We start from the raw sequence: 12,543 nt of genomic DNA, 5'->3' as shown, positions 1-12,543 counted from the left end.
AAAGGGAGGAGTCATCCTGAATGAAGCAGTCACCAATTTTTTTACTGCCTGAATTGAAGGAGAGAATATGGGGAGGTACAGCCTTAAGAGATCAATTTGGCTATGATATTCCTTCTGAACAAACGGGAGAATGCTGGGCAATTTCTGCTCATCCAAACGGACCAAGTGTCGTGCAAGACGGTCCATATAAAGGGAAAACGCTGATCGAACTATGGGACAATCACAGAGAATTGTTCGGGGGAATAGAAGGCGACAGATTCCCGCTGTTAACCAAAATTTTAGATGCAAACCAAGACTTGTCCGTTCAAGTTCATCCAGATGATGATTATGCGGAAAGACATGAAAATGGTGAGCTTGGAAAAACAGAGTGCTGGTATATCATTGACTGCAAAGAAGGAGCAGAAATGATCTATGGGCACAGCGCAAGAACAAGAACTGAGCTTGTGACCATGATGAACAGTGGAGATTGGGAAGGTCTTTTGCGTCGTGTCAAGATTAAGCCTGGTGATTTTTATTATGTGCCAAGTGGTACCATTCATGCGCTGTGCGAAGGAACGCTTGTCCTCGAAACGCAGCAAAGCTCAGATACAACCTACCGGGTATATGATTATGAACGAAAAGATCAGAATGGCCATGAACGTGAACTTCATTTTGCGCAAGCCATTGATGTCACAACGGTCCCTCATGTAGACGGTTATGCAGATGAATCAGTTGAAACACGCCGTGGGCTGACCATTCGAACTTTTGTTGAAGCAGAGTATTTTTCTGTGTATAAATGGGAAATTGATCAAGCAGTAGAGCTTTCGCAAGATTATCCGTTTTTGCTGTGCAGTGTAATTAGCGGGGAAGGGGCTCTAACGCATGATGGGCATACATATCCACTGCCTAAAGGAGCTCATTTTATCCTGCCGGCTGAAACAGGGAGCTTCTCAATTGAAGGAAATTGTGAACTGATTGTATCGCATATATAAACTGAAAAGACTTTCAAGCATAAGTAACAGCTTGAAAGTCTCTTTTTGTGACAAATATAGTAAGTTTAGTTTAGAACTTTATAGAATGTGTCCATTGCTTTTTTATTATATTCTTTATAATCAAATGGAGCATAAGCAGGGTGTGTATGAGAGCTAAAGTTGTTTAGACCTTGTATAAGCCCGTCAATACTATTATCTACTAGAGCCCCGTATTTACCATCTTCTAAAACAGTTCTATTAGCAATGATATCTGTTGCTAAAATATCCATGCCTAGTGTCATCGCCTCTAAAAGAACCATTGGCTGTCCTTCATAATGTGATGATAAAACAAAACAGTCACACATCTTTAGGACGGTAAATGGATTCTCAACCTGACCGACTAAGAACACATGGTTTTGCAATTCAAATTGGTCTACTAACATTTGAAGGTCTTTCTTTAGTGGACCGTCACCGAGAATATATAGTTTGCTATTTGGGTTTGTTTCGACATGTTGTTTAAAAGCAGTAATTAAATTATCTTGCCCTTTCTCTGGAGACAAACGTCCCATATTAACAAAATTATAGTGTTGTTTTGATGGATAAGGAACAAACTCTTTTCCTATCTGGAAACCACGAAACCTAATTATTTCTAATGTTTTTTTATCTACCCAGCCTATTTTTTCGTTATCGAGTTCTATTGTACAGTATGTTGATATAGGTGTTGTGACCTCTTCAGTAACAATAAATTCTTTTTGATTATACTGATAATAATCTTCTATGACCTCATATCTAGTATTTTCATTTGTTTTATTAAAAATTTTATAGTCATTTAAATGAAGTAAAGCAGAATAACTCACTTCTTTACGACTTAAAATGGTTTGATGGTCTAATTGTTTAAATGCTTTTACATTTAACCATCCAATTACTTGTCCATCATAAGAAAATTGATAATAGGTAGATGTGTTCGTTTTATGACTCTTGGTTACAGTCACAATTAAATCTTTATATAAATCAGCGCTGCAGACTTCAGTATAACCGAAATTTGGATAAGCTTTAGACCATATTTTGTGATTTTCTGTATGAACAATCTTCATTTGTTTATTTAAATTTCTCTCTAAAAATGTTCTATTATTCAATGAGCGAATAAATTCTTCATGGACATGGTAATTTTCGCTTAGTAATGTGTGTTTTTCTTTTTCTATCAAAGCTTGCTTTTCTTCAGAGAGATTACTAATTAGTTCATATTCCTTCAGTATTTTTAGAGCAGACGAGTCTATCCAGCCTATTAGTTGTTTATTAACATAAAATCTGCTATAGGAGGAGCGTTCAGTCCTGGCTTCTCTATCTATTTCTACCATAATATTCTTATAGGGGTAGCTAGAAGACACTTTTTTAATACCCTTTGTTTTATAGGGTTTTGTCCAAATATCATTGCGTTTAGGAGAAGTAACCACTGCCAATTTATGAACTTTTTCTTCACATAGAATACTATCAGGAAGAAGCTTAAATGCTTCTTTATTTAACCATCCCACAACATGATCTTCATAAGTAAACTTATATAATACTTCGTTTTGATTTGTTACAGCTTTTCTCGTAACCATCACTACTTTGTTTTCAAACTCTTTACTTGAAAAAGTAGAAGGATGATTTTCTACTAATGTCGTAAAAATTTTATCATGTTTGCTACTGATAATTCTTGCTCTGGAGTTAAATGCTTTATTTGAGACGATAAGGCTATTTGAGTCTTTCTCACTAATAGGTGAATCGGTTCCTAAGATTTTATCTGGATTAATTGAGTTCATGACATAATCAAACTTACTTTCATCTGCATAGTGAGATAAGTTTTGTTTGTTCAAATCCATTGTACCTTTAGAAACACTCACTAACTTATCGAATTTATGATATATAGTGAATAAACCTCTCAGATTGATTCTATGAGGTTTCTTCCCATTAATCGTTCTTTCGCTATCTGAAAGAAGATCATTGTGCATAAAACATATTTTTGTTTTCGCATCGGCAGAAACGAGATATTTAGCCCAATATAAGCTATAACCACTAAAATCAATCACATGATCAAAGGTGGATTTTCCAAAAAGTCGCTTGAATTCTCTAGAATAAGCATCTTTTGGGTAGAGTCTTTTTTCTAATTTCCCCTTAACTCCACGATTATGAATTAATTTATCTTTATAAACTTCTTGCAGAGTATATACAGGTAGACCTGGCTTAAAGATAAACCTGACATTTTTATTGACTTTTGCAATGTTATTTAATACTTCTTTTGAATTCGGTGTACTCATATAACAACTGACGTCATATTTATCATAGTCAATATTTTGAGTTAGGTTAATAAAAGAGGAAGTAATACCATTATTTTTCATTCCCCCTGGGTATATCAATATTTTCTCTTTCTTATTATTATGAGTGTTGATACAGCGAATGTTTTCAGTCACTTTATTGAAGATAGTATTAACGACTCTCTCAGTCACTTTACCATCATCGTGCTTTGTGAATTCATGTTTGAATTGATCATATTGGGTTTTAAATTGTGTACTTATTTCCTTAATTTCACTAATTGATTTTGCTAGATCCCTTATGTTGTATACACGAGGTCCTGGTAGGTCTTCAAGCTTAAAATACATGCCACGTTCTTCTGTGTATTCATCTGCGTCCCACATATAAAATAGGATGGGTTTATTTGTAACTAGAAAATCAAAAAATATACTTGAATAATCGGTGATCAATAAATCAGTTGCACATAACAGCACATTTGTATCAATAAAATCCGGTATTAGCCGACCTTGTAATTCTGTTGAACGACTTGCTTGATGATAAAGAAATGGATGAAGCTTAAGAAGAATATTGTATTCTTTTCCGCATTTTTCTTGTAAGTAATTCAGGTCAGAAGTGATTTGGGTTAAATTGTTTTTAACCTTACCGACATTCGTTCCTTTCCATGTAGGTGCATATACAATGGTTTTTTTCTCTAAAGATAAGCTAACTCCAAATGATTGAAGACTTTTTTTGAAAGCATTGGAATCAGAATTCAACGTTAGATCAATTCTTGGGTATCCTTCTTCTACTATTTTCCCCGGGAAAATGTGTTTTAGCTTATAACTATTTAAAAACATGCTTGTTGTATGTTCATTTGGGCTAATTAGATAATCTGAACTCAAAAAATTTCTCAGTACGTTCTGAGAATGTGCAGGGTTTCCTGGAATATCAAAGCCCATATATTTTAAAGGTGTACCATGCCATGTATTAATATAGACTTGCTCTTCTTTACATATAAAGAATGGTTGGAAAGTAGAGTTATTGATTAAATATTTAGCAGTGGCTAGATATTTTAAATAATCTTTAGAGTTTCTTTTGACAAAAATCACATTTTTGTCATCTTTATATTTATTCAAAATTGGTTTTAATGTTTCAAAGTCTTCAATAGCCCAAATGTGAGTATAGTCTTTAAAATTAGGCTGATGAAGCAAATATTCAAAAATGGCTAATGGACTATCGGTCATGCTTTTTCCATCTCTAGATTCATAAAATACAGTTTTATCAACAACTTCAAGATGTTGATAATAGTATGCATATAGGTTATTCCTTTGGTGTCTCTTATCTTTAATAAAATTTCTTAAAGGGTCTTTTAAAAAATTTATTTTTCTTTTTAAAATCTTTTTGTTCCGTTTTAAGATCTTCTTATTCATTAGTGTGACTCCTTTTAATATTCCTTTTTAAAAAGTCGAGAATCTGTTGTAATATACAGACAAGTGAATTTGAAATTTCGATAAAAAATGCAAATGATGCTATATGATACCACATCTTCAAAGAGAATTTAATATGATACTAAATCTTTAATGGAAATTTAAGATGATGAAATGATATTTAAGTGAAAACATGTTGAAAATATCAATTGAAATACATAGATATTAATATATTGAGTCTTTTGTTGTTAAAATAATTAGGTGATTCTGTCGATAAAGAGATTAGTAGACTATTATGCAAAGTTAAGAGAGGGACAGTGAACGTGAAAAAAACCATCAAGATTATGTTACTCGCAGCTGCCTTTGGTATGACAGTACATACGGGCAAAGAAGCACAAGCAGCCTCCTATGTCGATCAATCCATTTATACGATGAACACCTCAAAAGTATTTACAACAGAATCAGAAGTGAAAAAAGCAGTGGAAACATTGAAGAAGGACAAAAAGTGGACAGCCACTTATCAAACCTCAGGAAACACGTCGACCTATCAGCTCACTGCCTCAGGATATGAATCACAAGCAGCAGCGAGTGCAAGTGCAGCTGCATTAAAAAAAGAGACGGGCATGAGCGGTACAGTGTCGCCAGTAGGTGACCGGCTCCCTTTACAAAAGGTCGTATCTGACCCCGTCAATGATGAAGCTCAGGCGAAAAAGCTCTCACTCGAGCTAACGAAAACATCAGGACTCAATAGCACCTATGAGGTCATCAATCAAAGCAGACCTTCTTATCAGGTCATTTCAGGAACCATTGATTCTGAAACGAAAGTTAAAAACATTCAAACCGAATTACAAAAGCAGGCCGGTGTCACGAGTACATACCAAACTGAAAACAAAGCTGGCACTGTGTATCAGCTGATTTCAGGTGGTATCGTTGGACAAAGTAAGGCGAATACGATCCTGCAAGGCTTTCAAAAAGAGTCTGGTTTAAAAGCAGTGCTTCAAACGGTGACAGCAGGCAAGCCGTATTACATCGTCACATCAGCTGCACAAGTGAACCAGTCAAAAGCACAGACACTTCTTACCCAGCTTCAAAGAGAAGCAAAGATCAACGGGAAGATTCAAAAGACAGGCGCTTTAAAAAATGTGTATCGCTTGGAATCAGGCTATTTCAAAGACAGCAAACAAGCATCCTCCGCAGCGGCCCAGATTAAGAAACAAACCGGCGCTACAGGGACTGTGCAGCGAGTGGGAAAAACAAAAAATTATATCGTGAAGCTCAATCAACTGAACGATACAGCATACGGAAAAACGGTGGCCTTTTTCAAGAAAAAGAAATGGCGCTACACATCGCAAAAGATCTCTTCTACACAGCCATATCAAGTAGTGACTGGAAACCTATTAGGAGATGATCAAGCGAAAAAAGCAGCAGCTTTCTTCCAAAAGAAAAAGGTATCAGCGACAACGAAAAAAACAGGTAAAGCATCTGACAGCACGTATCGACTTGTCGTCAATCAATCAGCGGAGCAAGCCAAAATCAATAAAGGTGCCGCATATTTAAAAACGCAGAAGGTGACAAGCAGCATTACAACTGGTAAGGGCCAAGCTGTCAGCAAAACGTATAGTCTTAAGACGACACCTGTATATGAGCAAAGTAAAGTCAAGCAGGCTCAAGAGATCATCAAAAAAAATGGCGTTGCCAGCAGTACAAAAACGTTGGTAGAAGTGGTTAAACAATACCGAATCACAACAGAGCCGACAGTGAATCAGACAAAACTCAATCAAGCGCTAAGCTATTTAACGAAACAAAAAATGAAAGCAGCTGCTCAAAAAACAGGGACAGCTGATTATGCTCAATATCAGATCAAAACAGGTACCATCTCAACAGCTACATTGCGCGACCAAGGCTTGGCATTTTTCAAAAAACGGAATGAACCAGCTGTCTATCAGACAACAACGAAACCAACCTACAAAATCAACATTACGCAGCAATTCACAGGATTACCAACTGTAAATGCGGCGATTGCTTTTGTGAAAAGTCAATATGGCTGGACAGCTACAGCCGTAAAAATCAAAAATGGCCCAATGGTCATGCAAACGAACTACAACCTCACTGTCAACGAGATGGTGAACAAGCAAATGAAGGTGTCCCCACAGACCGATGGTGCAGCCTATGTATATGCACCATATGTCGACGCGGCGACGTCAACTGTGAATACGGACGGCTTAAATGTTCGTTCGACACCTGATTCGAGCTCTGCTAGCAACATCGTGGCGCAGCTGAATAAAGGAGCAAAAGTGAAACAGCTTGGGAAAGAAGGAAACTGGATCAAGATCAGCCTTGGCTGGAGAAATGCAAGTGCAGCAGAGGTGCAAAAATATGTAGACCCAGCTAACATTGCAGAAGGCACTCAATCTTATTTCCAATTTCTAAAACTCTCTGAAGCTGCAAATCTCAATCCTGCAGAAGTCAATTCAAAGATTCTAGCAGGCAAAGGGATTCTAGCAGGTAAAGGACAAGCCTTTATTACGGCAGCGAAAACGTATCATATCAACGAAATTTATCTCATTTCTCATGCGTTGCTTGAAACAGGTAACGGAGGTTCCATTTTAGCGAATGGGACGATGTTTAATGGAAAGAAAGTATATAACATGTATGGCATTGGCGCATACGACAGCAATCCAAATTACCTCGGTGCAAAATATGCGTATGAACAGCAATGGTTCACGCCAGAGGCAGCGATTATTGGCGGGGCAAAATTCATTGGCAACAGCTATATCAATCACGCCACATACAAACAAGATACGATTTATAAAATGCGCTGGTCTAGTGCAGCGACTCATCAATATGCAACAGATATTGGCTGGGCATATAAACAAGTCACTCGTATGTATAGCTTGTATAACTTACTTGATAACTATACGCTCTATTACGATATCCCAGTCTATAACAAATAAAAAAACGTCCGTGCTTCCTATTGAGAAGCCGGACGTTTTTTGTGTAAGAGCTGCTGTTCAATAAAGGATAAGAGCTGCTCACTGGACCTTCCCTCTGAATATTGATTCCATTCCTCGGCAAAGGTTTTGATTTGTCTTTGGTGATCTGATTCTTTTAGATGAAGGAGCTCTTTCAAGAGCATGTTTTGAGTGACACAAGCCTTCCCGGGAATGATGTCCTCATACCGATCGACTAAACCGCGCTTCTCTCGATAAGTGTCTAAGTCATAGGTGAAGAATAAAACGGGCTTTTCAAGCAGCGCATATTCAAACACAATCGATGAGTAATCTGTGATCAACACATGGCACGCACGAAGCAATGGATAAAGCGGCTGATCGGATACATCAAATATCCATTCATCGTCTGTTTCCGCCTTCGCTAAATGCTTGACCGCAGGATGTAGCTTGACGAGCAGAATATAATCGCCGTTTAGCTCTGTTTGCAATTGCTCCTTTGAAAAAGGCAGGACAAGACCGTCCATTGCAAAGTCTCGATAGGTCGGCGCATAAAGCAGGATCTTTTTCCCTTTAGGAAAATCATTCGGCTTCAATGAATGTCGGCGCTGATCATAGTACAAATCCGTCATCGGTACACCAGTTGGTAAAAAACGTTCATCATTTACCCCAAACGAAGACTTAAAAATCTCGCGCATATGATCTGAGCCTGTAACAATATAATCGAAAGACGCATAGACTCGTTTGAATCGTTTGATGTCACGAGGACTTCGTTCTGAATTTGATGCATCTTCAAGACCAAATTTTTTCAACGCCCCATTGGCATGCCATATTTGAATACAAGTGGTAGAAGGACGTTTTCTGAGTACACTTGTCATGAGAAAGTAATTATCTGTCACGACAACCTTGCTTTTAAACATTGTATAAATACATTGAATGAGATGGAGAGGATTTTTTTCATGAAAATAGCGAAATGACAGATGAGACGTGTCCTTTTCTATCGCAGAAGCATGCTTCGTGTAGAGGACAGTGAGCTTCATCTTCATGTTCGCCTGTTGTTGATAAGTATCAATAAGAGCAGCTGCATTCTCTTGAAATGAAACAAGCAGCGTCACCTGGTTTTCCCGTGGTTTCACGCCGCTCATCAGCCATCCAATGAAAGAAACGAAAGCTGCATAGCCTGAAATGATCATTGAGCGTATAGTTCTCATTGGTCAGTCTCTCACAGCTGCTTCGTCTGATCCTTTACTTGCTCAGGATAGTAACGTTTTTTCCCTTTGTTTTCTTTCAACACGGCAAAAGCGTACTTAGGAATATTCAGCATTCGTTTCCATCTCCATGGATTCACAACAAGTCTGTACAGCCATTCTGTATTTGTTTTAATCATCCATCGTGGTGCACGCTTCACCGTTCCGCTAAATACATCAAAGCTTCCGCCTAAACCGATGCAAACAGCCTGCGGGAATAAATGACGGTATTCATAAATAAAGTTCTCCTGATTTGGATAACCTAAAGCAACGAATACCATATCGGCTTTCGAGCGAGCGATTTGTTTTGCTACGAAACGTTTATCGGCTTGATAGCCGTCACAGCTGCCTGCAATGACCACATTTGGATATTCCGTATCAATTCGCTGTTTAACAGCCTCAAGAACTTCTTTTTTTGCTCCATATAAAAAGATACTTTTAGACTGCTTGTTTGCTAGATCAAGCATAGACATGAAGACATCAAAGCCAGCAATTCTTGACTTCAGCGGACTTTGTGTCAAACGTGACATCAAGACAACGCCTACACCATCCGGCAGAACATAATCCGCAGAAGAGACAACTTGATGATACGCATGATCCTTCATAACAGCATAGCCAATCTCTGGATTGACTGTCGCAATCATGGCGCCTCTTCTTTGAGAAATATGATGGTGATTCATATAACTAATAAATTCATCTAGGTCGCCATTTACATAAGAAAGGTTAGAGACCACTTCTGTTTGCATTGTTTAGACCTCCTTTTTTATCTTGGTATCTATGAACGTTCATTGTAAATTCATTCTTCGTCTACTCATCATTTTATCACAGATGCTCCATGAAATATTAACAATAACTTTACAAACCTTTAAATTTCATGACATTTTCATCAATTCATAATGAGGCTGCTGCGAGAAACATTGATTCTTCGGACTTTCGCTTCTGCACCCAATAAATTGGAAATAGTTTGTCTTTACATTTTCTTAACCTTTCATAGGCATTGTGATATAATGAGGTTCCGAAGAGCGAAAAAATGATCGATGATTATAGGATTACGGATAAACATTACTGCAAGAAAGCAGTCAAATAAGGAACGAAGAAAGGAGTTTATGTTTGCAATGAAGAAAGTTATTACTTACGGTACATTTGATTTATTACACTGGGGGCACATTAAGCTGCTTGAACGTGCAAAGCAGCTTGGAGATTACTTAGTGGTGGCCATTTCGACAGATGAGTTTAACTTACAGAAATCAAAAAAGGCTTATCATAGCTACGAGCATCGAAAGCTCATTCTTGAAACGATTCGTTATGTAGACGAAGTCATTCCAGAAAACAGCTGGGATCAAAAAGTCCGTGACGTGCAAGAGCACGATATTGATGTGTTTGTCATGGGAGATGACTGGGAAGGTAAATTCGATTTCTTAAAAGAGCATTGCGAAGTCGTGTACTTGAAAAGAACAGAGGGCATCTCAACAACTCAAATTAAGGAAGAAATTGCAGGACTTTAATTATTTAAGATAGTGCTTCTTATCTTTTGGTGAGAAGTGCTTTTTTATGTTAACATATCGGTTAAAAATTTATTTAAATATCGACGGAATAATTGGACAACAATGAAAGGTTGAGTGTTTTGATCCAAACATGGTTTAACAAGCTTAGAAAAAAGACACATGAAGATAATCAAAGTCAGCCGCAACAACAATTGCAAATTCCTGATATGGAGTATTACTTTATTACTGGAAGAATTAAAGAAAAATATGGTGGTATGACGAAGTCGTTATTACTACGTGCGAACTTATTTGGATTAAAGAATATTTCAACCCATTTTTTAACCTTTTCATATGATCAAGAATTTTCTCAGAAAGTGAAAGGGATCTTTGACAAGCAAATAGTCGATCCTAACGTGACGAAAATCCAAAATATGTATGAAGATTTCCTTATTCCAAATTGTTCACCAAAGGAACAGTATCAGCCAACTTATCACGCTGGCAACAATAAAGGGTCATTTGATCATGAAGATCCATCGGTTCGTATGATTAGAAATGAAAAATCAAATCAAATTGAGATAGTTGATTATTTTCATCCAAATCAGCAATTGGAGAAGCGAGAGGAATATAACTCCCAAGGGCAGTTGCATAAAGTTTCCTATTTCTCTCAGGAAACGGGCAAAGTCTATCGAGAACTATTCATTTATGAGAACACTCATATTTATATGAAAAAAGGATATGCTGATCTTAAAGAAGAAGCTAAAAGTAAATTGAGAGACATCATTTGGTATTCCGAAGAAGGGATAAAAACCTTTAAAAATGAAAAAGAATTAAGACAAGAGTGGCTTACAACTATTCAGTATAAAAATGATCGAAAAAAGCTCTTTTTAGTTGATAGCCGGAAGCAGGATAAGTATGTGTTCCAATTGAAAAAAAGGAGTTCATCTTATTTCTCAGCAATCATTCACAGTAAACACTATGAAACAGAAAAGACGGAATTACGTTCTGATTATAATGAATTATTTACTCAAGTAAGAAAACAAAAAGTAGATGCCGTCTTTTTTATCACTGAAGAGCAAAAAACAGACGTAGTGAAACAATTTGGTCATCAAAATATATTCTTTTTAACACCACATACATTAGATCGTTCGTCGCATCAAGTACAAGATCACTATACTGCTGATCCGAATAAGGTACTGATGATGGCGAGATTGACCAAAATAAAAAATGTCATAGATGCCATACGTTCGTTTGAATTTGTGATAAAGGAAGTACCGAATGCAAGGCTTGAAATCTTTGGTTCAGGACCTCAAGAAAAGCAACTAAAACAAGAAATTAAAAGATTAGACTTGGGGAATAATGTCTTCTTGAAAGGATTCACTCAAAATCCTGATGCTGAATTTAGAACAGCTAGAATGTCCCTTTCTACCTCTATTTTTGAAGGCTGCCCATTGTCAATCATGGAATCAATCGTTAACAATTGCCCTGTGATTACCTATAATTACGATTATGGTGCTAGCACGCTTGTGAAAAATCAGTTTAATGGATTTGTTGTTGAGCAGTATGAAGTGAAACAGTTAGCTAACAAAATCATTGAATTGTTGAAAAATGATGAACAGTATCAGATTTTTTCAGAAAATTGTCAGGAGACTGCAGAGGTATATTCAATTCCCAACTATTATGAAAACTGGACAACGGCACTTCATAAAATGATAGAAGTGCGAGAAAAAAGAGACCAAATTCAAAAAATGATGAAGTCTATTCATTTTAAATTAGTGGGAATTGATGTTGAACATCATATTCTTTCCTTGGATTTGCACATAGAAGGTGCTATTGAAAAACGAAAAAAGGTTATATTAGAACTTGTCGGTTATGATCGGCATAACCATGCCGAGTTATTCTCTAAAAAAATCGAAAATTTAAAGGTCTCCTTTCCAATTGGACATGCATCCATACAAGCTGCATTGAAACGGAACAAAACGAAATATGTTGATTTCTATATTAGAATGAGAGACGCAGAATACAATGAAAACATTAAGCGTTTACCAATTGCCGAGCATCTGCTCAATGAAAAAGATGTATCAAAAGTTGACGGTGTTTCTTATAAGACAATTAAAGGGAATTATTCTTGGAAGGTGAATAAATAATGAATAGAAACTTTTAATTATCATATATCGTGTTATAAGTACGACAATAAACTTTAGATTTCTATGAACAGA

General features: G+C 36.7%; 7 protein-coding genes. 4 read left to right on the top strand and 3 right to left on the bottom strand.

From position 1 onward, the window contains the following. Positions 1-20: 20 nt before the first annotated feature. Positions 21-971 (top strand): mannose-6-phosphate isomerase, class I, encoded by a 951-nt coding sequence (gene manA, locus MKX52_RS16190; protein WP_119125468.1) that lies wholly within the window; start codon positions 21-23, stop codon positions 969-971. A gap of 65 nt (positions 972-1,036) precedes the next feature. Here manA and MKX52_RS16185 read toward each other — a convergent pair whose 3' ends face one another. Then, the gene (locus MKX52_RS16185) at positions 1,037-4,651 is read right to left on the bottom strand and encodes a CDP-glycerol glycerophosphotransferase family protein (RefSeq protein ID WP_012011465.1); all 3,615 of its coding nucleotides are present in this window, start codon (positions 4,649-4,651) and stop codon (positions 1,037-1,039) included. 320 nt (positions 4,652-4,971) lie between these two features. On the opposite strand from MKX52_RS16185, the gene MKX52_RS16180 reads away from it, so the two are divergent. Beyond that, complete coding sequence (locus tag MKX52_RS16180) at positions 4,972-7,602, top strand: glucosaminidase domain-containing protein (RefSeq protein WP_342491032.1); 2,631 nt, start codon at positions 4,972-4,974, stop codon at positions 7,600-7,602. Positions 7,603-7,619: 17 nt separating this feature from the next. On the opposite strand, the gene MKX52_RS16175 is transcribed toward MKX52_RS16180, so the two are convergent. Further along, positions 7,620-8,807 (bottom strand): CDP-glycerol glycerophosphotransferase family protein, encoded by a 1,188-nt coding sequence (locus tag MKX52_RS16175; RefSeq protein WP_342491031.1) that lies wholly within the window; start codon positions 8,805-8,807, stop codon positions 7,620-7,622. A gap of 11 nt (positions 8,808-8,818) precedes the next feature. Then, complete coding sequence (locus tag MKX52_RS16170) at positions 8,819-9,589, bottom strand: WecB/TagA/CpsF family glycosyltransferase (protein WP_044140062.1); 771 nt, start codon at positions 9,587-9,589, stop codon at positions 8,819-8,821. A 369-nt stretch (positions 9,590-9,958) separates the two neighbouring features. Between MKX52_RS16170 and tagD the strand changes: the two genes are divergently transcribed. Together tagD and MKX52_RS16160 are read left to right on the top strand one after the other, a co-directional pair. Further along, positions 9,959-10,348, top strand: a complete 390-nt coding sequence (tagD, locus tag MKX52_RS16165) for a glycerol-3-phosphate cytidylyltransferase (protein WP_008343212.1) — start codon at positions 9,959-9,961, stop codon at positions 10,346-10,348. Between the two features lie 92 nt (positions 10,349-10,440). Continuing rightward, complete coding sequence (locus MKX52_RS16160; RefSeq protein ID WP_342491030.1) at positions 10,441-12,471, top strand: alpha-glucosyltransferase N-terminal domain-containing protein; 2,031 nt, start codon at positions 10,441-10,443, stop codon at positions 12,469-12,471. Positions 12,472-12,543: the final 72 nt, after the last annotated feature.

Source organism: Bacillus sp. FSL R5-0422, from assembly GCF_038610765.1.
GTDB lineage: Bacteria > Bacillota > Bacilli > Bacillales > Bacillaceae > Bacillus > Bacillus pumilus_O.
The sequence above is the reverse complement of the archived record's forward strand: the minus strand, read 5'-3'. Positions and strand labels throughout refer to the sequence as shown.

Coding starts and splice junctions, on each gene's coding strand:
- manA (WP_119125468.1), top strand. CDS start 21: ATGAAGCAGTCACCAATTTTTTTACTGCCTGAATTGAAGGAGAGAATA.
- MKX52_RS16185 (WP_012011465.1), bottom strand. CDS start 4,651: ATGAATAAGAAGATCTTAAAACGGAACAAAAAGATTTTAAAAAGAAAA.
- MKX52_RS16175 (WP_342491031.1), bottom strand. CDS start 8,807: ATGAGAACTATACGCTCAATGATCATTTCAGGCTATGCAGCTTTCGTT.
- MKX52_RS16170 (WP_044140062.1), bottom strand. CDS start 9,589: ATGCAAACAGAAGTGGTCTCTAACCTTTCTTATGTAAATGGCGACCTA.
- tagD (WP_008343212.1), top strand. CDS start 9,959: ATGAAGAAAGTTATTACTTACGGTACATTTGATTTATTACACTGGGGG.